The organism is Nocardioides sp. Z22_16 (genome assembly GCF_058134365.1).
This window is the reverse complement of the sequence record NZ_JBYTTI010000004.1, coordinates 288,095-312,284: the sequence shown is the minus strand read 5'-3', so window position 1 is coordinate 312,284 and position 24,190 is coordinate 288,095. Positions and strand designations below refer to the sequence as shown.

Genomic DNA, 24,190 nt, shown 5'->3' with positions numbered 1-24,190 from the left:
GTGCGCCACGGTGTGCGCCTCGGGATCGACCCGGGAGACGCCCGGATCGGCGTCGCCAGGAGCGACCCGTCCGGGTTCCTGGCCACGCCGGTCGAGACCGTGCCGCGCGGCCGCGGCGACCTGCGCCGGCTGGCCCGCATCCTCGCGGAGGAGGAGGCCGTCGAGATCGTCGTGGGACTGCCCCGCTCGCTGTCCGGCGCGGAGGGCCCCGCGGCGGCCAAGGCCCGCGACTTCGCCCGGGCCCTCGCTCGTCGGGTTGCTCCCGTGCCCGTGAGACTGTGTGATGAGCGCCTGACCACGGTGAGCGCGGAGTCGATGCTGCGCGAGCGCGGCAGCAAGGGCAGCAAGCGCCGCGCCGTGGTCGACCAGGTCGCGGCCGTCGTGATCCTGCAACACGCGTTGGACACGGAGCGAAGCACCGGAACCGCTCCCGGAGAGATCGTCGAGGTCAACGATGAGTGAGCACGAGGAGACGCTGCTGCGGCTCGAGCACGAGCAGGGTGGCTACGTGGCGGGCGGTGCGCGCAAGAAGCAGCGGGGCCCGGGCGGCTGCCTGGTGGTGCTGGTGGTGCTCGCCCTCGTCGTCGGTGGTCTCTACCTGGCCGTCGACAAGGGGGTGCAGTTCGTCTCCGACCAGTTCGGGTCGGTGGAGGACTATCCCGGACCCGGCGAGGGGGCGGTGATGTTCGAGGTGGAGCCGGGCGACGTGGTCGCCGAGATCGGGCGGAACCTCAAGGACGCCGGAGTGGTGGCCTCGGTGCAGGCCTTCATCGACGCGGCCAGTGCCAACCCCGACTCCAACAAGATCCAGCCGGGCTCCTACGAGCTCGCGGAGGAGATGAGGGCGGCCGACGCCCTCGACCTGCTGGTGGACCCCGCCAACCAGGTGAAGTCGACCGTCACCATCCCCGAGGGGATGCGCGTCGTCGACATCGTCGACATCCTCGTCGAGCAGACCCGGTTCAACCGCAAGCGCTACGAGAAGGCGCTGGCCGATCCGCAGGCCCTGGGGCTGCCCGACTACGCGGGCGGCAACGCGGAGGGCTACCTCTTCCCGGCGACCTACGAGATCGGTCCCAAGGACAAGCCCGCCGACATCCTGGCCAAGATGGTGGCCAGGTGGCGGCAGGCCGCCGACGAGGCCGGCCTGGAGGCGCGCGCGGCCGAGCTGGGCAAGACTCCCGCCGAGCTGATGATCATCGCCTCGCTCGTCGAGGCCGAGGGTCGCGGTGACGACATGCCCAAGGTGGCTCGGGTGATCTACAACAGGCTCGACGGACCAGGGGACAAGGGCGGCACCAACGGCCTGCTCCAGGTGGACGCCGCCAACGCCTACGGCATCGGCAAGTCCGGGACGACGGCGCTGACCACCGAGGAGCTCGCCGTGGACACGCCGTACAACACCCGGCTCTACCCGGGGCTGCCGCCCACCCCGATCGAGGCGCCGGGTGACGACGCGATCGAGGCGGCGGCGAACCCCGAGGACGGCCCCTGGTACTACTACGTCACCGTCGACCTCCGCACCGGCGAGACGAAGTTCACCGACTCCTACGACGAGTTCCTGCAGTTCAAGAACGAGTACCTGGCGTACTGCGAGACCTCGGACGCGTGCTGAGGCGATGTCGTCGTCCTCGCGCAGGTGCGGCGTCCTCGGCGACCCGATCGAGCACTCGCTCTCCCCGGTGCTCCACCGGGCGGGGTACGCCGAGGTGGGCCTCGACTGGGACTACCAGGCGCACCGGGTACCGGCCGGCCGGCTGAGCTCCTTCGTCGAGGGGCTGGACGCGAGCTGGCGCGGCCTCTCGGTGACGATGCCGCTCAAGCTCGAGGCGCACGCGCGCGCGGATCGGCTGACCTCCCGGGCGCGCCTCTCCGGAGTCGTGAACACCCTGGTGCTCGGGCCCGAGGTGATCGGTGACAACACCGACCTGCCGGGCGCGGTCGCGGCGGTGCGCGAGCGGACGACGGCCGACCTGACGACCGCGCTCGTGCTCGGTGGGGGAGCCACCGCCACCTCCGCCGGCCTGGCGATGGCCGAGCTGGGTGTGGTGGAGATCAGGTTCGCGGTGCGCAGCCCCGGCCGCGCGGCCGCCGCCGCCGAGGCCGTCCGGCGTCACCCGGCCGCCCCCCGGGTCACGGTCGTGCCCCTCGGCACGGTCGGCAGCGACGGTGCGTCGGACCCGGACATCGTGGTCTCGACCATCCCGGCCGCCGCCCAGACGCCCGAGGTGGTGGCCAGGCTCGCAGGGGTCCCGTGCCTCTTCGACGTGCTCTACGACCCGTGGCCCACCCCCCTGGCCCGCTCCGCCGGCGGGGTCGTCGTCTCGGGGCTCGACCTCCTGGTGCACCAGGCCGCGCTCCAGTTCAGCCTGTTCACCGAGCGTGACGCGCCCCTGGCGGCGATGCGCGAGGCGGGGGAGCGGGCGCTGGCTGCCCGGGCCGGCTCCGGGGGCGCCAGGTGATGGGCCCCGTCCTGGTCGGGCTCGCGGTCTCGGGGCTGGGCGGGCTCCTGGTGCCCACCCTGGTCTCCCGGATCCCGGAGCCGGACGACGCACCGGTCGACGACACGGCGGTCGACGAGGGGGAGCGGGGCCAGGTCCAGCCCGCGGCGGCGGCGCCGAAGGAGGCGTACGCCGACATCGCCGCGTCGCCCGGCCTCGCCCTGCGCTGCGCGCTGGTCTCCGGCGCCGCCGGAGCCGCCGTGGGGGCGACGACGGGCTGGGCCTGGTCGCTGCTCTTCCTGCTGCCGCTGATCCCGGTGCTGGTGGCGCTCTCCGTGGTCGACTGGCGGACCCGGCTGCTCCCCACCTGGGTGATCTCCAGGACCTACGTGCTGCTCGTCCTCGGCGTGCTGCTCGCGGCCCTGCTCTCCGCCGACTCCGGCGACCTGGTCCGGGCGGGGTCGGGGTGGCTGGTGGCCGGGCTCTTCTACTTCATGCTCTGGTTCGTCCACCCCCGCGGCCTGGGCTACGGCGACGTCCGGCTCTCCGGCGTCCTGGGCCTGGCCCTCGGCTACCTGGGCTGGGGGGAGCTGCTCTCCGGGCTCTACGCGGGGTTCCTGCTCGGCGGTGTCGGCGGCGGACTGCTGGCCATGTTCGGGCTGACCGAGCGCAAAGGGCTGCCCTTCGGCCCCTTCATGGTGCTGGGCGCGCTCGTCGGCGTGCTGACCGGGCCCTGGGTGTGGTCACATCTCGTCGGGCGCTGGGCCTGATCAGCCGCCGGCAGCCTCGTGAAAGACTGCGCGCATGTTGAGATGGCTCACGGCAGGCGAGTCCCACGGACCGGCGCTGGTCGCGATCCTGGAGGGCCTCCCGGCTCACGTCCAGGTGACGACCGGCGACATCTCCGAGTCGTTGGCCCGGCGCCGCCTGGGCTACGGGCGCGGGGCCCGGATGAAGTTCGAGCAGGACGTCGTGCGCATCCTCGGCGGTGTGCGGCACGGGGCGACCCAGGGTGGGCCGGTGGCCATCGAGGTCGGCAACAGCGAGTGGCCCAAGTGGGAGCAGGTGATGGCGGCCGACCCGGTCGACCCGGACGAGCTCGCGGCGCTGGCCCGCAACGCGCCGCTGACCCGCCCGCGGCCCGGTCACGCCGACCTGGCCGGCATGCAGAAGTACGACTTCGACGAGGCCCGTCCCGTCCTCGAGCGGGCCTCCGCGCGCGAGACGGCCGCGCGGGTGGCGCTGGGCCGGGTGGCGACGAACTTCCTGCGCCAGTCGGTGGGTGCCGAGGTGGTCTCGCACGTGGTCGAGCTCGGCGGGGTGTCCGCCCCCTCGGGCCTGCTCCCCGGGGCCGACGACGTCGTGCGTCTCGACGCCGACCCGGTGCGCTGCCTGGATCCCGAGGCCTCGGCGGCCATGGTCGCGGCCATCGACCAGGCCCACAAGGACGGTGACACCCTCGGCGGCGTGGTGGAGGTCGTCGTGCACGGCCTGCCGCCTGGCCTGGGATCCCACGTGCACTGGGACCGCCGGCTCGACAGCCGGCTGGCCGGGGCGCTGATGGGCATCCAGGCGATCAAGGGCGTCGAGGTGGGCGACGGCTTCGAGCTGGCCGCCACCCCGGGGTCCCTGGCCCACGACGAGATCGTGCCGACCCCCGACGGGCTTCGGCGCACCTCCGGCCGCTCCGGCGGCGTCGAGGGGGGCATGACGACCGGCGAGGTGCTCCGGGTGCGCGCCGCGATGAAGCCGATCGCGACCGTGCCCCGCGCTCTGCGCACGGTCGACGTCTCGACCGGTGAGGAGGCGGTGGCCCACCACCAGCGCTCCGACGTCTGCGCCGTGCCCGCCGCCGGCATCGTGGCGGAGGCGATGGTGGCCCTCGTCCTCGCCGACGCGGTGGTCGAGAAGTTCGGGGGAGACTCGGTGGCCGAGACCCGGCGCAACGCGCAGTCCTACCTCGACACCCTGCGGTTCCGGTGACCGGGCAGGGCGAGGTCGGCGAGGCCGCTCCGGGGCCGCGGGTGGTCCTGGTGGGTCCCATGGGCGCCGGGAAGTCCACGGTGGCGAGGCTGCTCGCCGAGGCCTGGCAGGTGCCGGCCCGTGACACCGACGACGACGTCGAGGCCGCCGAGGGGCGGTCGATCTCCGACATCTTCGTGGACTCCGGGGAGGAGCACTTCCGTCGGCTCGAGTCGGCGGCGGTGGCGCGCGCGCTGCGCGAGCACACCGGGGTGCTGGCCCTCGGGGGGGGAGCGGTGCTCGACCCGCTCACCCGGGAGCTGCTCGCGGCACACCGGGTGGTCTTCTTGGAGGTGGGCCTCTCCGACGCCGTCAAGCGGGTCGGACTTGGCTCGGCGCGGCCTCTGCTGCTCGGCAACGTCCGGGCCCGGGTCAAGGCACTGCTCGACGAGCGGGCTCCGCTCTACGCCTCGGTGGCCACCCTCACCGTCAACACGGACGGGCGCTCCGCCCGCGAAGTGGCCGACGAGATCATGGAGGCGCTCGCGTGAGCACCGGACCTGACGAGACCGTGCTGCACGTGGGCGGAGCCTCGCCCTACGACGTGCTGGTGGGCCACGACCTGGCCGCGCGCCTGCCGGACCTCCTGGGTGAGCAGGTGGAGCGGGTGGCCGTGCTCTACGCCGGCGAGCTCGGCGCCCTGGCACAGCCGGTCGCCGACGTCCTCGCCGCGCGCTACGACGTGCTGGCGCTCGGCCTCCCCGACGGGGAGCAGAGCAAGACCGCGGCGGTGGCGGCGGACTGCTGGGAGGCGCTGGGTGAGGCCGGCTTCACCCGCTCCGACGCGGTCGTGACCCTGGGCGGCGGGGCCACCACCGACCTCGGCGGGTTCGTCGCGGCGACCTGGCTGCGGGGAGTCCGGGTGATCCACCTCCCCACCACGGTGCTGGGCATGGTCGACGCCGCGGTCGGCGGGAAGACCGGGATCAACACCGGTGCCGGCAAGAACCTGGTCGGGGCGTTCCACGAGCCCAGCGGGGTGCTCTGCGACCTCCGGTTCCTGGAGACCCTTCCCCGGGCCGAGCTGGTGGCCGGACTGGGCGAGGTCGTCAAGTGCGGCCTGATCGCCGATCCCAGGATCCTGGAGCTGGTGGAGACCAGTGACCCCGCCGAGCTGGTCGCCGGCTCGCCGGTGCTCCGCGAGCTGATCGAGCGGGCCATCCGGGTCAAGATCGACGTGGTGGTCGACGACCTCAAGGAGACCGGCGGCTCGGGCGGTCATCCCGGGCGCGAGGTGCTCAACTACGGCCACACCATGGCTCACGCCATCGAGCGCGCCTCCGGCTACGCGGTGCGCCACGGCGAGGCGGTGGCGATCGGCTGCGTCTTCGTGGCGGAGGTGGCCCTGCGGGCCGGGAGCCTGTCCGAGCAGGTGGCGCGCCGGCACCGGACGGTCCTGGAGCGGGTGGGGCTGCCGGTCACCTGGGACGGTGCCTCCTTCGAGGAGCTACGGGCCGCCATGGCGGTCGACAAGAAGTCGCGCGGGTCCCAGCTGCGGCTGGTGGTGCTCGACGACATCGCCCGGCCGCGCATCCTCGCCGGGCCCGACGAGGAGCACCTGCGGGCGGCGTACGACGTGATGACCGGAGCCGGCGCGTGAGCCAGGCGGGGGAGCCTCGCCGGGTCCTGGTGCTCAACGGTCCCAACCTGGGCCGCCTCGGCCGGCGCCAGCCGGAGATCTACGGCACCACCACCCACGCGGAGCTCGTCGAGCTCTGCCGGGGCTGGGGCGTCGAGCTCGGTCTCGCGGTCGAGGTGCGCCAGACCAACCACGAGGGGGTGCTCCTCGACTGGCTCAACCAGGCCGCCGACGACCGCCTCCCCGTCGTCCTCAACGCGGGGGCCTGGACCCACTACTCGCTGGCCCTCTACGACGCGTGCGCGCAGCTGGAGGCGCCCCTGGTGGAGGTGCACCTCTCGGACCCCAGGAGCCGTCCCGAGGAGTTCCGGCACACCTCCTTCGTGGAGCCCCACGCGGCGGCCACGATCGTGGGTCGTGGCGTCGAGGGCTACCGGGAGGCGCTGCGGACCCTCGCAGCCCTGCCCGCCCCCTGATTTCCTCCGCGCCCCACCGAGGGCGATAGACTCAACCGGCTGACCCCTCTACGACGAAGGCTGACACGCGCGCATGGCAACGACGAACGACCTGAAGAACGGCATGGTGCTCAACATCGACGGACAGCTGTGGTCCGTCGTGGAGTTCCAGCACGTCAAGCCCGGCAAGGGCCCGGCGTTCGTGCGGACCAAGCTGAAGAACGTGGAGTCGGGCAAGTCGGTCGACAAGACCTTCAACGCCGGCACCAAGGTGGAGACCGCCAACGTCGACAAGCGGACGATGCAGTACCTCTACAACGACGGCACCTCCTACGTCTTCATGGACACCCAGAGCTACGAGCAGCTCGAGGTCTCCCCGGAGGTGGTCGGGGACGCGAAGAACTTCATGCTGGAGAACCAGGACGCCATCGTCGCGACCAACGACGGCCGGGTGCTCTACATCGAGCTGCCCGCCTCCGTCGAGCTGCTGATCGCCGAGACCGAGCCGGGCCTGCAGGGCGACCGCTCGACCGGCGGCACCAAGCCCGCGACCCTGGAGACGGGTCACGTCATCCAGGTGCCGCTCTTCATCACCGGCGGCGAGAAGGTCAAGGTCGACACCCGGGACTCCTCCTACCTCGGCCGGGTCAAGGGCTGAGAGCGGTCCGGAGGACGGGAACGCCCCTGATGGCTGCGCGTAGCAAGGCCCGCAAGCGGGCACTGGACATCCTCTTCGCCTCCGAGCTCCGCTCGGAGTCCCCGGTGGAGGCGCTGGATCGCGCCATCGCCGAGGGCGAGGGCCCCACCAACGACTACACCAGCACGCTGGTGCGAGGCGTCTGGGAGAACCGCGCCAGGATCGACGAGATCCTCAGCCGCTACGCCGAGGGGTGGACCCTGGTGCGCATGCCGGCGGTGGACCGCAACGTCCTGCGGATCGGCGTCTACGAGCTCCTGCACGCCGACGACGTGCCGGACCCGGTCGCCGTCAGCGAGGCCATGGCGCTGGTCCGTGAGCTCTCGACCGACGAGTCGCCCACGTTCGTCAACGGCGTCCTGGGCAACATCCTGCGCCACAAGGACGCGCTCGACTGAGCCAGGTCCGGGCGACTAGCCCGCGACCGGCTCGGCGCTCTCCACGTCGTCGGCCGGCTTGGGTCGCGACGTGGCGGCCTTCGGCTCTGGCAGGTATGGGTCGTTGACCGGCTTGCCCCACCGCGCCACCGCCGCCGTCTTCTCCCACGCCTCCACGACCCGCTGCCGGGTGCGGGACTCGAAGTGGAAGAGCTCGCAGGTCGCCACCCACACGATCCGGTAGTTGTGGTGGCGGACCTTGTAGCAGAGGTCGACGTCGTTGAAGTTGAGGGGGAGGGTCTCGGTGAACCCGCCCACCTCGAAGTAGGTGTCGCGTCGCATCGCGGCGCAGGCCGCGGTCACGCCGCTGGCCTCCCGGTTGATCACCAGCGCGCCGAACCGGCCCGGGGAGTCTCCCGGACTGCCGGTGTAGGGGTGCAGGTAGTGCCCGCCGTTGTAGGAGTGCCCGGCGTGCTGGATCGTGCCGTTGCTGAAGTAGAGCTTGGCACCGGTCATCCCCACGCCCGGCTCGGAGAGGGGAGCCACGAGGTCCTCGAGCCAGCAGTCCGAGCGGACCGAGACGTCGTCGTTGAGCAGCACCAGACGCTCGCCGGTGGAGTGGAGCACGCCCAGGTTCATCTTGCGGCTGTAGTTGAAGGACTCGGTGAACGGGACGAGGAGGAGCTTCTCGCCGGCGAGCTCGCGGAGCTTGTCGAGCACGGCGGGCGGGGTGGGCGGGTCGTAGACGACCACGATCTCCAGGTTCTCGTGCCGGGTGTGCTCCAGGACGGTCCGCACGGCCTCCACCACGAAGACCTTGTTGACCCCCCAGACCATCCCGGCCTTGCCGATGGTCGGGATCACCAGGCTGACCCGCAGGGAGGGGTCGAGCCGGCGCCGGAGCAGGTAGTGCCCGGGGTGGGGCCCGAAGTCGACGTCGGCGTGCAGACCGAGCCGGTCCACGTGGTCCTGCACGGCCTGACGCCCGGCCACCCACGCGTAGGGCTTGGCGTTGGCGTCCGCCGCGGCGGAGCCGGGCACCACCCGCCAGTGGTAGAGGACCTCGGGGATGTGCACCACCCGGCGCGCCCGCTCGGTGACGCGCAGGACCAGGTCGTGGTCCTGGGAGCCGTCGTACCCCTCGCGGAACCCGCCGACCTCGCGCACCAGCGTGGTGCGCAGGACGGAGAGATGGCTGGTGTACATCTGGCCGCGGAGCCGCTCGGGGGACCAGTCGGGCTTGAGGAAGGTGTCGTAGTGGCGACCCGTGTCGTCGACCTTGTCCTCGTCGGAGTAGAGGTAGTCGACGTCGTCGCGGGCCGCGATCGCCTCGGCGTTGCGAGCCAGGGCGTCGGGGGTCAGCAGGTCGTCGTGGTCCAGCAGCACGATGAACTCGCCGCGGGCCCGACGGATCCCGTCGTTGGAGGCCTGCACGATGTGTCCGTTGGTCTCCCGCTCGACGAGCACCAGGCGGGGGTCACGCGCCGCGTGCTCGCGCAGGAGCGAGAGGACGCCCGGGTCGGGGGAGCAGTCGTCGACCAGGATCCACTCCCAGTCCTGGTGCTCCTGGGCGAGCACGGACTCGACGGTCTCGGCGAGCACGTCGAGCGGCGGCGCGTAGACGGGGGTGACGATCGAGAAGAGGGGGGCGGGCATGCGTTCCTCAGAGCTCGGGCGTCTTGGTGCGGGTGAGCCGGCGCCCGAGGCGCCAGGCGCGCGAGCTGCGGACCTGCTCCAGCTTCCGCTCGGCGCGGCGTGCCCGGCGCTGCTGGTTGGCGAGGCGGCCCCTCAGCTTCTGCACCCGGGTCTGCTGGGCGGCCAGCCGGCTCTCCAGCCTGGCCTTGTCGATACGGAGGCGGGTGTTCTCGGCCTCCAGGCCGATGATGTGGTCGCGGGTGGTGAGCACCTCGTGCTGGGCCTGGCGGAGCTCCTCGCGGAGCTTGACGAGCTCGTCCCCGGAGCCGCCCGCGCGCTGCAGGCGCAGCAGGGTCTCGCGGCGCTCGCGCAGCTCCATGTCCAGCGGCACCACGGTCGCCTCGTAGCGGTGGACGATGTCACGCGGCTGGAGGTCGGCGCGCTCGAAGAGCACGGCGTGCCCGGCGACCAGCTCCAGGTTGACGTCGGTGCGCCGGTAGAAGCCCTGCTCGGCGAAGGCGGCGGCCCAGTCCCAGACCGGGTGCACGTTGACGTGCAGCGGGTCGCCGTAGGAGTCGGGGGAGGAGGAGAAGACGACCCGGTCGGTGACCGAGCACGCGGCGTCGATCACGCTCTGCGCGAGACGGGGCTCGAGCCGCTCCACCAGGTCGAGGCAGGAGACGAGGTCGTAGCGTCCGGTCAGGGCACCGGTCCACGGGGCGACCTCCAGGCGGTCGCGGACCTCGGGGTGGGCGCCGGACAGGCGCGTCTCGTCCTCGTCGGTGCCGCGCGCGTCCACGCCCTTCTCGGCCAGCGCCTGGACGAGGAGGCCGGGGCCGCAGCCCAGGTCGAGCGTGTTCTTGGGGTTGGCGATCGCGATGATCCGGTCGGCCACCGCACGGTGCCGGGCCCGCGACGCGGGGTCGTCCCACGAGGACAGGGTCGTGGCGTCGTCCTGGGTCCGCGCAGCCACGCGGCCCTCCGGCGCTGCCTCCTGCGACGACATCAGACACGTCCCTCGTTGATCTGCCCCCAGCGCAGAGCCATGCCCCGAACGCTGCCTCGAATGCGCCGCCACCCTACCTCATGGACACCCTTCCCCTCGGGCACGCGGGCGGCGTCGCGCCGCAGGCCGTCGGTCAGGCCTGGACGCCGAGGCCGTGCACGGCCACGGCGAGTGCCGAGCTCACCAGGTACTCCTTGACCTGCTGGGCGGAGATCTGGGCGGTGGCGGGGGTGCCCGGGGCGATCTCGCGCACCAGGATCCCCACCCGGGCGAGCTGCAGGGCGCCCAGACCGCTGGCATAGAGCGTGTTGGCGAGCACGTGCGGGTCGCTGACCTTGAACTCACCGTTGGCGACCCCGTCGTCGAGCACCCGGGTGAGCAGCACCAGGCAGCCGGAGATCGCGCGCCCGAGCTTGAGGGCGGTCTCCTCGCTGACCTCGTCGAGGAGCTCGGGCCCGGTCCGGCCCATCAGGGACTGCGCGCAGTCGACGAAGGCGGGGTGCGAGATCCCGTAGTCGGCGAAGGTGCCCACCAGGGCCACCAGACGCCGGGCGCACGGCTCTTCACGCACGTCCGCGGCGTCCAGGCACTCCCGGAGCTCCTCGAGGTAGCCCACCAGGGTGAGGGCGAAGAGCTCCTCCTTGCCGCTGAAGTGGCGGTAGACGATCGCCCGGTTGATCCCGACGGCGCTCGCGATGTCCTCGATCTGGGCGTCGCGGACCCCGCGCTCGTCGAAGAGAGCGCGGGTCGCCGCCAGGATCTCCTGCGTGCGGAGCCGCCGGCGCGCCGCGGCGGCGCTGCGCCGCACGGGGCGCGCAGGGTTTGCCGGTTCGCTCATGCGTCGAGTCTAGTTGAACTGCAACACTGTGTGACACACGTGTGATGGAGTCGGCGGCGGACTCACGCCAGGTGCTGGCGGACCGTCTCCAGGGTGTCGGCCTCGCGTGCGGTCTTGTCGTGGCGGTAGCGCACCACCCGGGCGAAGCGGAGCGCCACACCCCCGGGGTAGCGGGAGGAGCGCTGGACCCCGTCGAAGGCGATCTCGACTACCTGCTCGGGTCGGACGGAGACGACGTGGGGGGACTCGTCCACGGGGGAGACGGCGAGCTCGGTGAAGCGCTCGGTCTGCCAGGCCAGGGTCTGGTCGGTCATCCCCTTGAAGGTCTTGCCGAGCATCACGAAGTCGTCACCCGAGCGCGCCGCCAGGTGGATGTTGGAGAGCAGCCCGTGCCGCCGGCCCGATCCCCACTCGACGCCGACCACGACCAGGTCGAGGGTGTGGACGGGCTTCACCTTCACCCAGGCCGCGCCGCGCCGCCCGGCCTCGTAGGGGGCGTCGGCGTCCTTGACCACCACGCCCTCGTGTCCCGCGGCGAGCGCGTCGCGCAGGAACTCCTCCGCCTCCGACTGCTGCCGGGTGACCACCCGGGGCGTCCGGGATCCCTCCGGCACGAGCTCGTCCAGCAGCCGCCACCGCTCGCGCGCCGGTGCCTCGAGCAGGTCCCGGCCGTCCACGTGGAGCAGGTCGAAGAAGTAGGCGGTGATCGCGACGTCGTCGGCGCTGCGGGCGACCCGGGACGCGGTCTCCTGGAAGGCGCGGGGGCGGCCGTCGGGGCCGACGAGGAGGGCCTCGCCGTCCAGCACGACGGTGGAGACCGGCAGCTCGGCGACGACCTGCACCACCTCGGGGAGGCGCGCGGTGATGTCGTCGAGCGAGCGCGTCCAGATCCCGATCTCCTCCCCGCTCCGGTGCACCTGGATCCGGATGCCGTCCAGCTTGGTGTCGACCGCCACCTCGGCGCCCGCCCCGTCGGCCGAGGGCGTCCCCGCCCCGGCCTTCGCCATCGCGGCGGCCACGTCGGGCGCGGTCGAGGCCAGCATGGGGAGCACCGGACGGCCCACGGTGAGCCCGATCGCCGCCAGCGCCTCGGCGCCGTCGCGCAGGGCGGTGCCGACCACCGAGACGGTGCTGCCCGAGAGCATCGCGGCCCGGCGCACCAGCGCCAGCGGGACGTCGGCGGCGCGGGCCACCGCCTCCTGCAGCAGCGCGTCCAGGGCGCCCTGCCGCACCTGGCCGGTCAGCACGGCGCGGAGCCACTCCTGCTCGGGCGCCGTCGCCGCGCCGAAGAGGAGGTCGACGGCCTCGCTCCGGGCGCTCTGGGAGCCGGCGCCGGCCAGCTCCGAGAGCCGCTCCAGGGCCTCGTGGACCTCGCGCACCTCCAGGCGGGGCTCCGGCGCCGCGGGCGGCAGCGTGGCGAGGCTGCGCCAGCCCAGCCCGGTGCGGCGCTGCAGCACCCGGCCGGAGAGATAGCCGGCCACCACGTCGCTCTCGTCGTGCTCAGCCTCCGCCAGCACCGCGGCCAGCGTCAGCACCTTGGCCTTGCGGGAGCGGGTCGTCGCGACCTCGGCCGACGCGCGGACGACGCGGTCGAGCAGCACCGCTCAGGCCCCGACCCGGCTGCGGACCTCGTAGAGCTCGGGGAAGAAGGTGAGGTCGAGCGCCCGCCTGAGGAAGTCCACCCCGGAGGAACCGCCCGTGCCGGTGCGGTGGCCGATGGTGCGCTGCACGACCTGCAGGTGGCGGAAGCGCCACTGCTGGAAGGCGTCCTCGATGTCCACCAGCTCCTCGCAGGCCTCGTAGACACCCCAGTGGCGCGCCGGGTCGTCGTAGACGGCCAGGAAGACCTCCACGATGCCCGGGTGGGAGCGGTGCGGCACCGATCGGTCGCGGGCGAGCACCTCGTCCGGGACGGGGTGCCCGTGCCTGGCGAGGTAGGCGAGGAACGCGTCGTAGAGGGAGGGCTCGCGCAGGAGCCTGCCGAGGGTCTCCTGCGCCGCGGCGTCGTGCGCGAAGACCTCGACCATCGCCGGGTCCTTGTTGCCGAGCAGGAACTCGACCTCGCGGTACTGCGCGGACTGGAACCCCGACGAGGTCGCCAGGAACGGACGGATCTGCACGTACTCGCTGGGGGTCAGGGTGGCCAGCACCGACCACTGCTCGGTGAGGGTGTGCTGCACGTGCTTGACCCTGGCCAGGCGCTTGAGCGCCGGGGCGAGCGCGTCCTGGGCCACCAGGTCGCGCGCCGAGCGCAGCTCGTGGACCAGCAGCTTGAGCCACAGCTCGGTCGTCTGGTGCTGGACGATGAAGAGCAGCTCGTCGTGCTGGGGCGGCTGCGCGAGCGGGACCTGGGCGCCGAGCAGCTCGTCGAGGTGGAGGTAGTCGGCGTAGGTCATCCGACCGGCCAGGTCACGCGTGACCGACTCCTCCAGGGCGCGTCGGTTCTCGGGGGAGGTCATCGTTCCACCGTAGGCCCGCCGCCCACGCTCGCGCATGTCCGCGGCTTGCGGCGCGCTACCTTCGTGGGGTGAGCGGACCCCTGGAACGGCGCTGGCGGCCGGCCTGGCCCTGTCCGGCCGACCGGATCCTGGGCCAGCACCGGCGCGGTGCCGGGGATCCCACCCACCGGCAGGTGGGTGGGTCGACCTGGCGGGCCATGCGGTCACCGTCCGGCCCGGTCACCCTGCGGATCGAGCCCCGGCCCGCCGAGGGCGAGATGTGGGGCCAGGCCTGGGGTCCCGGAGCCGAGTGGGGGCTCGAGGCTCTGCCCGCGCTCCTGGGCGCCGACGACGACCTCACCGCCTTCGAGGCGCGACACCCGCTGGTGGCGCAGGGGCAGCGGCGCAACCCGCACTGGCGGCTCTCGCGCACCGGACTGGTCATGGAGTCGCTGGTGCCCTCGATCATCGAGCAGAAGGTCACCGGCCAGGAGGCGTTCACCGGGTTCCGCCGACTGGTGCGCCGGTTCGGCGAGCCGGCGCCCGGCCCGGGGCCCGAGCACGACCTGTGGGTGCAGCCGGCGGCCGGGCGGATCCGGACCATCGCGTCCTGGGAGTGGTTGGAGCTCCACGTCGACCCGGCCCGCTCGCGGACGCTGGTCGGCGCGGCTCGGGTCGCGGAGTCGCTCGAGCGGCTGGCCGGCCAGGGTGCCGCGGCGCTGGACCGGGGGCTGCGCAGCCAGCCAGGCATCGGGGTGTGGACCAGCGCCGAGGTGCGCGCGCGGGTGCTGGGGGACCCCGACGCGGTGAGCTTCGGGGACTATCACGTCGCGAAGGACGTCGGTTGGGCGGTGGCGCGCTCGCCCTTCACCGACGAGGAGATGGCGCGCTTCCTGGAGCCCTGGCGTCCGCAGCGAGGGCGGGTGGTCGCCTATCTCTCGATGGCTGCCGGGCACCGGCCGCGGCGTGGCCCGCGGATGGCGCCCCGGACGCACCTGCCGGCCCGCCCGGTGACCAGACGCTGACCTGACTCGTCGGCCGGTTCAGAGCAGCGGCCGCAGCGGCGCCAGCACGAACTCGGTGAACTTGCGGTGCAGGTCCCTGGCCTCCCACTCCTGGTGGGTCAGCTCGAGGGCGTTGGACTGGTCGAGCTCGAAGATCTCCTCCATCACCGCGGCCATCTGCTCGTCGATCAGCTCCACGTTGATCTCGTAGTTGCCGGTGAGGCTGAGACGGTCGACGTTCGCGGTCCCGACGGTCGTCCACTGGCCGTCGATCGTCGAGGTCTTGGCGTGCACCATGGCGTCCTTGTAGCGCAGGATCCGGACGCCGGCCGCGAGGAGCTGGGAGTAGTAGCCGCGCGAGATCCAGTCGGCGACGATGTGGTTGGACTTCAGGGGGAGCAGGATGCGGACGTCGACGCCTCGGCGTGCCGCCAGCACCAGGGCGTCCACAAAGTCCTGGTCGGGGATGAAGTAGGCGTGCGTCATCCAGATGTTCTGGCCGGCCCGGTTGATCGCCTCGAGGTACATCGACCGGATCGGGAACATCCACAGGCGCGGGATGTTGCGGGAGAGGCGGATCCGCGGCTCCCAGGCCGAGCTCGCCTCCAGCAGGAGCGGCGGCTCGCTGGGGCGGAGCCGGTTGCGGCGGTGCAGGTTCCAGAAGTCGGCGAAGGCCCGCTGGAGGTCCCAGACCGCGGGGCCGGTGACGGCGATGTGGGTGTCACGCCACTCGGTGGCGTACGGCGTCCCGATGTTGTAGCCGCCGACGAACCCGACCTTGTCGTCGACGACCAGGATCTTGCGGTGGTCACGGCCGTAGCGGCTGATGTCCCAGAACCGGAGGCCGGCGTTGTAGACCGGGTAGCGGAGGACCTTCAGGCTCCGCGGGAAGCGCTTGAAGCGGGGCGAGACGACCAGGTTGGCGAAGGCGTCGTAGATGCAGTAGACCTCCACGCCGCGCTCCGCGGCCGCCACGAGGGCCCGCTTGAAGGCCTCGCCGACCTCGTCGGCCTTCCACATGTAGGTCTCGAAGAGGACCATCCGCTCGGCCGAGTCGATGGCGGCGAGCATGTCGTCGTACAGGTCCTGGCCGTACATGTAGGTGGTGATCGTCCCGTCGCCCACGGTCACCGACCGGGGCGCGGTGCGGGGGAACGGCTTCGGCTTCTTGCCCCGGCGCCGGTAGGAGTCCACGAGTGTCAGCGCCACCGCCAGCAGGAACGGGGTCCCGACGACGGTGAACAGTGCGCGGCGCACGGTGCGCAGGACGTGATCGGTGCTGGAGTGACGACTCACGTGCTCAGGGTAGCGAGCGCCTCCCCCCACGGCCCGGCCGTGCCCCCGGCCCCGGCCTCCCGCTCGTCCCTCGGGGTTGTCGGAGGCTGCCCGTAGGCTCGTCGCATGCGTCCAGTGACTGACCTCGAGCGTCGGGTGGCCCCGTTCCGGGTGGAGTCCGACTACACACCCTCCGGTGACCAGCCCACCGCCATCGCGGAGATCAGCAAGAGGCTCGACGCGGGTGTCAAGGACGTGGTGCTGCTGGGCGCCACGGGCACCGGCAAGACGGCCACGGTGGCGTGGGTGGCCGAGCAGGTCCAACGTCCCATGCTGGTGCTCCAGCCCAACAAGACGCTGGCCGCGCAGTTCGCCAACGAGCTGCGACAGCTCTTCCCGCACAACGCCATCGAGTACTTCGTCTCCTACTACGACTACTACCAGCCCGAGGCCTACGTCCCGCAGACCGACACCTACATCGAGAAGGACTCCTCCATCAACGAGGAGGTGGAGCGGCTCCGCCACTCCGCGACCAACTCCCTGCTCACCCGTCGCGACGTCATCGTCGTCTCCACCGTCTCGTGCATCTACGGTCTGGGCACGCCCCAGGAGTACGTGGACCGCATGCTGCGGCTCAAGGTGGGCCAGGAGCGGGACCGGGACCAGATCCTGCGCCAGCTGGTCAACATCCAGTACACCCGCAACGACATGAGCTTCACCCGCGGCACCTTCCGGGTGCGCGGGGACACGCTGGAGATCTTCCCGGTCTACGAGGAGATGGCGGTGCGCGTGGAGTTCTTCGGCGACGAGATCGAGCGCCTGATGACCCTGCACCCGGTCACCGGCGAGGTGCTGACCGAGGACGAGGAGCTCTACGTCTTCCCCGCGACCCACTACGTGGCCGGCCCGGAGCGGATGGAGCGGGCGATCCGCGGCATCGAGCACGAGCTCGAGGAGCAGCTGCGGACCTTCGAGCGGCAGGGCAAGCTCCTCGAGGCGCAGCGGCTGAGGATGCGCACCACCTACGACGTGGAGATGATGCGCCAGGTGGGGTCGTGCTCGGGCATCGAGAACTACTCCATGCACATCGACGGACGTGAGCCCGGGTCGGCGCCCAACTGCCTGCTCGACTACTTCCCGGAGGACTTCCTGCTCGTCGTGGACGAGTCCCACGTGGCGATCCCGCAGATCGGTGGGATGTACGAGGGCGACATGTCACGCAAGCGCAACCTGGTCGACCACGGCTTCCGGCTGCCGAGCGCGATGGACAACCGCCCGCTCAAGTGGGAGGAGTTCCTCGAGCGGATCGGGCAGACCGTCTACCTGTCGGCCACCCCGGGGAACTACGAGCTCGACCGGGTCGGCGGGGTGGAGAACGCGGTGGAGCAGATCATCCGCCCCACCGGCCTGATCGACCCCGAGGTGGTGGTGAAGCCCACCAAGGGCCAGATCGACGACCTGATCCACGAGATCCGCGAGCGGACCGCCAAGAACGAGCGGGTCCTGGTGACCACCCTGACCAAGAAGATGTCCGAGGACCTCACCGACTACCTGCTCGAGGCGGGGATCCGCACCAGGTATCTCCACTCCGAGGTCGACACCCTGCGGCGGATCGAGCTGCTGCGGGAGCTGCGGATGGGGGAGTACGACGTCCTGGTCGGCATCAACCTGCTCCGCGAGGGGCTCGACCTGCCCGAGGTCTCGCTGGTGGCCATCCTGGACGCCGACAAGGAGGGCTTCCTGCGCTCCGACAAGTCGCTCATCCAGACCATCGGACGAGCCGCGCGCAACGTCTCGGGCCAGGTGCACATGTATGCGGACAAGATCACCCCCTCGATGGAGTCGGCAATCGAGGAGACCAACCGGCGTCGCGAGAAGCAGGTGGCCTACAACCGGGAGCACGGGGTCGACCCGCAGCCGCTGCGCAAGAAGATCGCCGACATCACCGAGATGCTGGCCCGCGAGGACGAGAACACCGCCGAGCTGCTGGCCACCTGGCAGGGCACCGGGGCGCGGGGCGACAAGTCGAAGAAGTCGCCCGTTCCCGGCCTGTCCAAGCTCAAGACCGCCGAGCTGCACGAGAGCCTTCCCGACACCGCGGGGATCCCCTCGACCGACCTGGCCGAGCTGATCCAGCAGCTCACCGAGCAGATGAGGTCGGCGGCGGCCGAGCTCCAGTTCGAAGTTGCCGCGCGCCTGCGCGACGAGATCAGCGAGCTCAAGAAGGAGCTCCGCCAGATGATGGAGGCGACGAGATGAGCGGCACCCGCGAGTTCCAGGTGACCTTCGACGCGCACGACCCCGACCGCCTCGCCCGGTTCTGGGCCGAGGCCCTCGGCTACCGGCTCCAGCCGCCCCCGCCGCCGTTCGCGGACTGGGACCAGGCGTTGGAGGCCTGGGGAGTGCCCCCGGAGGCACGCAACTCGAAGTCGGCGATCATCCCGCTGGAGGGCGAGCCCGGGCCCAGGGTCTTCTTCCAGCAGGTCCCCGAGGCCAAGACGGTGAAGAACCGGGTCCACCTGGACCTGCGTGCCGCACCGGGGCTCACGGGCGAAGCCGCGCTCGACGCCCTGGAGGCCGAGTGCACCCGGTTGGTGGGGCTCGGCGCCTCCCGGCTCCGGCGCTCCGAGCCGGGCGCGGAGCCGGGCAGCGACGGCTACCTGGTGATGGCCGACCCCGAGGGCAACGAGTTCTGCCTCGACTGACCGTCCCGGGCTGCCTGCCGCGACTGACCTGTCCGGATCTCAGGACGTGCTGCGGGCGCGCGCCACGGTCAGGCCGACCAGCCGGGAGACCACCAGCGCGATGTAGAGCACGCCGACCACCTGCTCGACCATCACCACTGACCGGGCGTGGTCGAGCACCGGCAGCACGTCCGAGAGCCCCACGCTGGTCAGGTTGGTGAAGGAGAGGAAGAGCAGGTCGAACCAAGGGAGGTCCTCCCCGCTGGCTCCGGCGAACGAGCCGGGCCAGATCACCTGCACCGCGGCGAAGACGTAGGCGAAGGCCCAGGCCACCACGGTGAAGGCGGCTCCGGTGGCGAAGAGCTCGTCGCGGGTGACCCGGTCGTCCTCGTAGAGGTAGCGCACCATCGCGTAGGAGACGTAGAGGTAGAACGGCGCGTGCAGGGCCGCCGAGGACAGCACCACCACGTCGTTGTCGGGCAGGTTCGCCTCGAGCACGGTGAGCACCAGGGCGGGAAGGCCGAGCACGAGCACGATCCAGCCGAAGGCGGGGGTGCGGCGCACCGCCATCACCGCCGCCAGCACGACGACCATGTTGATCACGCCGAGCAGTGCGCGGCCGACCACCGTGTGGTCGAAGAACGGATACAGCAGCACGGCAGCCAGCTGGGCGGCCAGCAGGCCCGCCGAGGGATGGGTGCGTACGGCGCGCAGCATCTGGGAGTGGGTCGCGGATTCCCCTCGGGGTCGGGGGGTCGACTTGTCAGCGCGGCCGGGCATGGCGAGAGGCTACTGCGCCGCCCCGTCGCAGCCTCGTTGCCCGGCCGGAGCGTCGCCGGGGTGCTATACCTGATCATCAAAGGCCCCGGGGGAGGGGTCGTCGCCGGCCGAAAGGACGTCACGTGAGCCTCGTCGAGACCGACCTGGTGGTGCTGGGGGCAGGGCCCACCGGCCTCTTCTCCACCTACTATGCGGGGTTCCGCGGACTCCGGGTGGCCGTGGTCGACTCGCTGCCGGAGCTCGGCGGCCAGGTGACCGCGATGTACCCGGAGAAGGCGATCCTCGACGTGGCGGGCTTCCCCCGGGTCAAGGGCCGCGACCTGGTGGCCGGTCTCGTCGAGCAGGCCGCCACGGCGTCGCCGACGTACCTGCTGGAGCGGACCGCGGTGACCCTCGAGCACGAGGGCGACCACGTCCTGGTGGGCCTCGACGACGGCACCACGGTGCGCGCCGGGGCCGCCTTGATCACCGCCGGGATCGGGAAGTTCAGCCCACGGCCCCTGCCTGCGGGCGACGGGTGGATCGGTCGGGGGCTGGAGTTCTTCGTGCCGAGCTTCGAGCCCTACCGGGACAAGGACGTGGTCATCGTCGGCGGTGGCGACAGCGCCTTCGACTGGGCGCTCCACCTCGAGCCGGTGGCACGCTCGGTGAGCCTGGTGCACCGGCGCGACGCCTTCCGTGCCCACGAGCGGACCGTGGACCAGGTCCGTGCCTCCCGGGTCGAGCTGGTGACCAAGGCCCAGGTGACCGCTCTTAGCGGTGCCGACCGCCTCGAGGAGGTGGAGATCACCGTCGACGGCGGCGAGGTCCGCCGGGTGCCCTGCCAGGCGGTGGTGGCCGCGCTGGGCTTCCTCGCCGACCTGGGGCCGCTGCAGGAATGGGGCCTCGAGACGCAGAAGCGTCACATCGTGGTCGACCCCGCGATGAGGACGAACCTGCCGCGGGTCTTCGCGGCCGGCGACATCACCGAGTACCCGGGCAAGGTGCGACTGATCGCCGTGGGCTTCGGCGAGGCCGCCACCGCGGTCAACAACGCGGCCGTCGCGCTCGACCCGCACGCACGCGTCTTCCCCGGCCACTCCAGCGAGGCCTGACCGGGGAGCCCCCACGCTCCTCATGGGGCACCCGCGGGTGTGACCCAGGACTCATACCCCACCGGAACAGGCAGGGACGGCGGTCCGTTGACTCGGGGCGGGCGGTACCCACCGTGGGACGTGATACAAACTCGTTTCACCTGTCGTAGGAAGGCTCGGGCGATGCGAGTTGCACTGCTGTCCTACCGGAGCAAGCCACACTGCGGTGGTCAGGGCATCTACATCCGGCACCTCAGCCGGGAGCTGGTCGCCCTCGGCCACGACGTGGAGGTCTTCTCCGGTCAGCCCTACCCGATCCTCGACGAGGGCGTGCGGTTGACGAAGGTCCCCTCGCTGGACCTCTACCGCGAGCCGGACCCGTTCCGGGTCCCCAGGCTGCGGGAGTTCCGCGACCGGGTGGACGTCGAGGAGTTCCTCACCATGTGCACCGCCGGGTTCCCCGAGCCGAAGACGTTCAGCACCCGGGTGGCCCGGCTGCTGCGCGACCGGGTCGACGACTTCGACGTGGTCCACGACAACCAGGTCCTCGGGTACGGGATGCTGGAGATCGAGAAGATGGGGCTGCCGCTCCTCACCACGCTGCACCACCCGATCACCTTCGACCGGCGCATCGACCTGGAGGCCGCCCCCACGCTGCGCAAGAAGCTGTCGCTGCGCCGGTGGTACGGGTTCCTGCGCATGCAGGTCAAGGTGGCTCGGCAGGCCCGGAAGATCCTGACCCCCTCGGAGTCGTCCAAGCGCGACATCGTGCGCGACTTCGGGATCGACCCCGACCGCCTCCAGGTCATCCTGCTCGGCGTCGACGACGTGTTCGTCCCGCCGACCGCCCCCCGGGTCCCCGGACGCATCCTGGCCATGGCGAGCGCGGACGCGCCCATGAAGGGGATCGCCACCCTGCTGGAGGCCTTCGCCAAGCTCCGCACCGAGCGCGACGTCGAGCTGCTGCTGGTCACCAAGCCGACCCCCGGGGGCCGCACCGAGCAGCTCATCGACAAGCTGGCCATCAAGGACTCCGTCACGTTCGTCCACGGGGTCTCCGACGCCGAGCTCGTGGAGATCATGGGGTCGGCCGAGGTCGCCTGCGTGCCGTCCCTCTACGAGGGCTTCTCGCTCCCCACGGCCGAGCTGATGGCCTGCGCGACTCCGCTGGTGGTCTCCCGGGCGGGCGCGATCCCGGAGGTCGTCGGCACCGACGGCCGGTGCGCCGACCTGGTCACCCCCGGCGACGTGGGTGAGCTGGTGGTGGCGCTGGGCTCGCTGCTGGACGACCCCGCCCGCCGGGAGCGGATGGGTGCGGCCGCGCGCCGCCGCGTGATGGAGCTCTTCAGCTGGCGGGCGGTCGCCCAGGCGACCGCCGACGCCTACCAGGAAGTGATCGACGACTACCGCGCCGAGCAGGCCACCGAAAGGGCTACACGTGCTGACCGTTGACTTCGACCGTCTGGGCCTCAGGCCGGGGGACCGGGTGCTCGACATGGGGTGCGGCGCCGGCCGGCACGCCTTCGAGATGTATCGCCGCGGTGCCGACGTCATCGCCTTCGACCAGGACGCCGACGAGCTGGCGGGCGTGCGGGACCTCTTCGTCGCGATGAAGCAGGAGGGCGAGGTGCCGGAGGGCGCCGAGGCCGACGTCAAGGAGGGCGACGCGCTCGCGCTGCCCTTCGGCGACGGGGAGTTCGACCGCGTGGTCGCCGCGGAGGTGCTCGAGCACATCCCGGCCGACATCGCCGCGATCGACGAGCTGGTGCGCGTGCTGCGCCCCGGCGGCACGCTGGCCGTCTCCGTGCCCCGGTGGCTGCCCGAGGTGATCAACTGGAAGCTCTCCGACGACTACCACAACACCCCCGGCGGACACATCCGGATCTACACCGACAAGGAGCTGGTGGACAAGATCACCAAGGCCGGCCTGCGTCACGACGGCATCGCCTACGCCCACGGCCTCCACTCGCCGTACTGGTGGATCAAGTGCGCGGTCGGCGTGCACAACGACGACCACCCGCTGGCCAAGGCGTACCACAAGCTGCTGGTCTGGGAGATCATGAAGCAGCCGAAGGTGCTGAAGCTGGCGGGACGGGTGCTGGACCCGGTGATCGGCAAGAGCATGGTGCTCTACTTCACGAAGCCCGATGTCGGCTGAGATCCCCGCAGTCCCCGGCATCCTGACGGCCCACCAGATCGCCGAGACCGCGGCCACGATCGCGGCGATGCAGGAGCCCAGCGGGGCGATCCCCTGGACGCCCGGTGACAAGACCGACGTCTGGAACCACGTGGAGGCCGCCATGGCGCTCCTGGTGGGTGGCGAGGTCGAGGCAGCCGAGCGCGCCTACGAGTGGACCCTGGACCTCCAGCGGGAGGACGGCTCCTGGCCGATGAAGGTGGTCGACGGCGTGGTGGTCGACGCCAGCGGGGAGACCAACATGTCCGCGTACCTCGCGGTCGGGGTCTGGCACCACTGGCTGGTCCGGCGCGACCCCGCGTTCGTCCGCCGCTACTGGCCCGCCGTGCAGCGCGGCCTCGACTGGGTCGTCTCCCTGCAGCTCCCCTTCGGCGGCGTCGCCTGGTCGCAGGCGTGGGAGGACGACCGTCCCGCCGAGGTCAACCGCGAGGCTCTCGTGGCCGGCTCGTCGAGCATCCACCACGCGCTGGCCGCCGGCGTGGCTCTCGCCGAGCTGGTCGGCTGCCCGCAGCCCGGGTGGGAGCTCGCCGGGGGCCGCCTCGCCCACGCGCTGCGCGAGCACCGGGACCGCTTCCTCGACAAGTCCGAGTTCTCGATGGACTGGTACTACCCGGTCCTCGGGGGAGCGGTCCGCGGCGAGTCCGGTCACGACCTCGTGGCGAGCCAGTGGGACAGGTTCGTGGTGCCCGACCTCGGCATCCGCTGCGTCTCGACCAACCCGTGGGTGACCGGTGCGGAGACCTGTGAGCTGGTGATGGCCCTGGAGGCGTTGGGCGACCGCGAGCGCGCCCTGCGGCTCTTCGCCGACATGCAGCACCTCCGGGACGACCAGGGGCGCTACTGGACCGGCTACGTCTACCCGGACGAGGTCAACTGGCCGGGGGAGCACACCACCTACACCGCCGCCGCGGTGATCCTCGCCGCGGACCAGCTCTCCGCCACGACCCCCGGTTCCGACATCATGCGGGGCACGACGCTGCCGCGGTTCAGCGAGCTCGGGCTCGAGTGCGGGTGCGCCTCAGCCGAGGCCGCGGAGCGTGCCGGCCGCGCCTGAGGTGCGCTCCAGCACGCGCATGGACCCCAGTGCCTCGACCTCGGTGAAGTCGCCGCTCTCCAGGGCGCGCAGGAACACGTGGTACGGCGGCTGCCCGCCGTCGGCCGGGTCGGGGAAGACGTCGTGGATCACCAGCAGTCCGCCGGGCTGGACCCACGGCGCCCACCCCGCGTAGTCGTTCTGGGCATGCTCCTCGGCATGGCCCCCGTCGATGAAGAGGAGCGACAGCGGGGTGGCCCAGTGCCGGGAGACCGTGCGGGACTGGCCGACGACCGCGACCACGTGGTCCTCGAGCCCGGCGCGCTCCAGGGTGCGCCGCAGGAAGGGCAGCGTGTCCATCCGGCCGGTCGCGGGGTCGACCACCTCGGGGTCGTGGTGCTCCCACCCGGCCTGGTTCTCCTCGCTGCCGTGGTGGTGGTCGACGGTGAAGACGGTCCCGCCGACCTGGCGCGCGGCCGCACCGAGATAGACCGCCGACTTCCCGCAGTAGCTCCCGACCTCGAGCGCGGGGCCGCTGGCCAGCTGCCGGAGCGCGCGGCGGTGGAGCAGGAGGCCCTCCTCCTCGGGCATGAAGCCCTTCACCTCACGTGCGATCGCGAGCAGCTGGTCGGGCATCGGGTTCGAGGTCACCGGCA

General features: G+C 71.9%; 25 protein-coding genes. 17 read left to right on the top strand and 8 right to left on the bottom strand.

The genetic code is table 11. From position 1 onward, the window contains the following. From ruvX to nusB, 10 genes are all read left to right on the top strand, one after another. A complete protein-coding gene (gene ruvX / locus AC3X7R_RS13655; RefSeq protein ID WP_489966215.1) occupies positions 1-462 on the top strand; it encodes a Holliday junction resolvase RuvX in 462 nt (153 codons plus the stop codon). Continuing rightward, complete coding sequence (mltG, locus tag AC3X7R_RS13650) at positions 455-1,615, top strand: endolytic transglycosylase MltG (protein WP_489966214.1); 1,161 nt, start codon at positions 455-457, stop codon at positions 1,613-1,615. Before ruvX ends, mltG begins: the two co-directional genes overlap by 8 nt. 4 nt (positions 1,616-1,619) lie before the next feature. After that, positions 1,620-2,462 carry a shikimate dehydrogenase gene (locus AC3X7R_RS13645; protein ID WP_489966213.1) on the top strand — a complete coding sequence of 281 codons (843 nt, stop codon included), beginning with the start codon at positions 1,620-1,622 and terminating at the stop codon, positions 2,460-2,462. Beyond that, positions 2,462-3,211: a prepilin peptidase gene (locus AC3X7R_RS13640; protein ID WP_489966212.1), complete on the top strand. Its 750-nt coding sequence runs from the start codon at positions 2,462-2,464 to the stop codon at positions 3,209-3,211. Before AC3X7R_RS13645 ends, AC3X7R_RS13640 begins: the two co-directional genes overlap by 1 nt. A 34-nt stretch (positions 3,212-3,245) precedes the next feature. Next, entirely contained in the window at positions 3,246-4,424 is a 1,179-nt protein-coding gene (aroC, locus tag AC3X7R_RS13635; RefSeq protein ID WP_489966211.1) for a chorismate synthase, read from the top strand. Then, on the top strand, positions 4,421-4,954 hold the full coding sequence (locus tag AC3X7R_RS13630; RefSeq protein ID WP_489966210.1) for a shikimate kinase: 534 nt from the start codon (positions 4,421-4,423) through the stop codon (positions 4,952-4,954). The genes aroC and AC3X7R_RS13630 overlap by 4 nt, the downstream gene beginning before the upstream one ends. Beyond that, a complete protein-coding gene (gene aroB / locus AC3X7R_RS13625) occupies positions 4,951-6,063 on the top strand; it encodes a 3-dehydroquinate synthase (RefSeq protein WP_489966209.1) in 1,113 nt (370 codons plus the stop codon). The genes AC3X7R_RS13630 and aroB overlap by 4 nt, the downstream gene beginning before the upstream one ends. Beyond that, the gene (locus AC3X7R_RS13620; protein ID WP_489966208.1) at positions 6,060-6,518 is read left to right on the top strand and encodes a type II 3-dehydroquinate dehydratase; all 459 of its coding nucleotides are present in this window, start codon (positions 6,060-6,062) and stop codon (positions 6,516-6,518) included. The genes aroB and AC3X7R_RS13620 overlap by 4 nt, the downstream gene beginning before the upstream one ends. 73 nt (positions 6,519-6,591) lie before the next feature. Then, complete coding sequence (gene efp / locus AC3X7R_RS13615) at positions 6,592-7,155, top strand: elongation factor P (RefSeq protein WP_489966207.1); 564 nt, start codon at positions 6,592-6,594, stop codon at positions 7,153-7,155. A 29-nt stretch (positions 7,156-7,184) separates the two neighbouring features. Next, positions 7,185-7,592 carry a transcription antitermination factor NusB gene (nusB, locus tag AC3X7R_RS13610; RefSeq protein WP_489966206.1) on the top strand — a complete coding sequence of 136 codons (408 nt, stop codon included), beginning with the start codon at positions 7,185-7,187 and terminating at the stop codon, positions 7,590-7,592. Between the two features lie 15 nt (positions 7,593-7,607). On the opposite strand, the gene AC3X7R_RS13605 is transcribed toward nusB, so the two are convergent. The 5 genes from AC3X7R_RS13605 to AC3X7R_RS13585 form a co-directional block, all read right to left on the bottom strand. After that, a complete protein-coding gene (locus AC3X7R_RS13605) occupies positions 7,608-9,227 on the bottom strand; it encodes a glycosyltransferase family 2 protein (RefSeq protein ID WP_489966205.1) in 1,620 nt (539 codons plus the stop codon). A 7-nt stretch (positions 9,228-9,234) separates the two neighbouring features. After that, entirely contained in the window at positions 9,235-10,179 is a 945-nt protein-coding gene (locus AC3X7R_RS13600) for a class I SAM-dependent methyltransferase (RefSeq protein WP_489966204.1), read from the bottom strand. 166 nt (positions 10,180-10,345) lie between these two features. Beyond that, entirely contained in the window at positions 10,346-11,050 is a 705-nt protein-coding gene (locus tag AC3X7R_RS13595) for a TetR/AcrR family transcriptional regulator (RefSeq protein ID WP_489966203.1), read from the bottom strand. Positions 11,051-11,112: 62 nt separating this feature from the next. Continuing rightward, positions 11,113-12,651: an ATP-dependent DNA ligase gene (locus tag AC3X7R_RS13590; RefSeq protein ID WP_489966202.1), complete on the bottom strand. Its 1,539-nt coding sequence runs from the start codon at positions 12,649-12,651 to the stop codon at positions 11,113-11,115. A 3-nt stretch (positions 12,652-12,654) separates the two neighbouring features. Then, positions 12,655-13,509 (bottom strand): tryptophan 2,3-dioxygenase, encoded by an 855-nt coding sequence (locus tag AC3X7R_RS13585; RefSeq protein WP_489966201.1) that lies wholly within the window; start codon positions 13,507-13,509, stop codon positions 12,655-12,657. 68 nt (positions 13,510-13,577) lie between these two features. Between AC3X7R_RS13585 and AC3X7R_RS13580 the strand changes: the two genes are divergently transcribed. After that, complete coding sequence (locus tag AC3X7R_RS13580; RefSeq protein WP_489966200.1) at positions 13,578-14,513, top strand: DNA-3-methyladenine glycosylase family protein; 936 nt, start codon at positions 13,578-13,580, stop codon at positions 14,511-14,513. An 18-nt stretch (positions 14,514-14,531) separates the two neighbouring features. On the opposite strand, the gene AC3X7R_RS13575 is transcribed toward AC3X7R_RS13580, so the two are convergent. After that, positions 14,532-15,788 carry a phospholipase D-like domain-containing protein gene (locus AC3X7R_RS13575; protein ID WP_489966199.1) on the bottom strand — a complete coding sequence of 419 codons (1,257 nt, stop codon included), beginning with the start codon at positions 15,786-15,788 and terminating at the stop codon, positions 14,532-14,534. A gap of 105 nt (positions 15,789-15,893) precedes the next feature. On the opposite strand from AC3X7R_RS13575, the gene uvrB reads away from it, so the two are divergent. Further along, on the top strand, positions 15,894-18,026 hold the full coding sequence (uvrB, locus tag AC3X7R_RS13570) for an excinuclease ABC subunit UvrB (RefSeq protein ID WP_489966198.1): 2,133 nt from the start codon (positions 15,894-15,896) through the stop codon (positions 18,024-18,026). Further along, a complete protein-coding gene (locus AC3X7R_RS13565) occupies positions 18,023-18,472 on the top strand; it encodes a VOC family protein (RefSeq protein WP_489966197.1) in 450 nt (149 codons plus the stop codon). The genes uvrB and AC3X7R_RS13565 overlap by 4 nt, the downstream gene beginning before the upstream one ends. A gap of 39 nt (positions 18,473-18,511) precedes the next feature. On the opposite strand, the gene AC3X7R_RS13560 is transcribed toward AC3X7R_RS13565, so the two are convergent. After that, entirely contained in the window at positions 18,512-19,231 is a 720-nt protein-coding gene (locus AC3X7R_RS13560; RefSeq protein ID WP_489966196.1) for an ion channel, read from the bottom strand. A gap of 122 nt (positions 19,232-19,353) precedes the next feature. On the opposite strand from AC3X7R_RS13560, the gene AC3X7R_RS13555 reads away from it, so the two are divergent. The 4 genes from AC3X7R_RS13555 (at position 19,354) to AC3X7R_RS13540 (ending at position 23,555) form a co-directional block, all read left to right on the top strand. Beyond that, positions 19,354-20,325 (top strand): NAD(P)/FAD-dependent oxidoreductase, encoded by a 972-nt coding sequence (locus AC3X7R_RS13555; protein WP_489966195.1) that lies wholly within the window; start codon positions 19,354-19,356, stop codon positions 20,323-20,325. Between the two features lie 162 nt (positions 20,326-20,487). Next, positions 20,488-21,756: a glycosyltransferase family 4 protein gene (locus AC3X7R_RS13550; RefSeq protein WP_489966194.1), complete on the top strand. Its 1,269-nt coding sequence runs from the start codon at positions 20,488-20,490 to the stop codon at positions 21,754-21,756. Then, a complete protein-coding gene (locus tag AC3X7R_RS13545) occupies positions 21,743-22,462 on the top strand; it encodes a class I SAM-dependent methyltransferase (protein WP_489966193.1) in 720 nt (239 codons plus the stop codon). Before AC3X7R_RS13550 ends, AC3X7R_RS13545 begins: the two co-directional genes overlap by 14 nt. After that, positions 22,452-23,555 (top strand): glucosidase family protein, encoded by a 1,104-nt coding sequence (locus tag AC3X7R_RS13540; protein ID WP_489966192.1) that lies wholly within the window; start codon positions 22,452-22,454, stop codon positions 23,553-23,555. The genes AC3X7R_RS13545 and AC3X7R_RS13540 overlap by 11 nt, the downstream gene beginning before the upstream one ends. On the opposite strand, the gene AC3X7R_RS13535 is transcribed toward AC3X7R_RS13540, so the two are convergent. Continuing rightward, positions 23,520-24,185 (bottom strand): class I SAM-dependent methyltransferase, encoded by a 666-nt coding sequence (locus AC3X7R_RS13535; RefSeq protein ID WP_489966191.1) that lies wholly within the window; start codon positions 24,183-24,185, stop codon positions 23,520-23,522. The two genes, AC3X7R_RS13540 and AC3X7R_RS13535, sit on opposite strands and share 36 nt — an antisense overlap. Between the last annotated feature and the right edge of the window lie 5 nt (positions 24,186-24,190).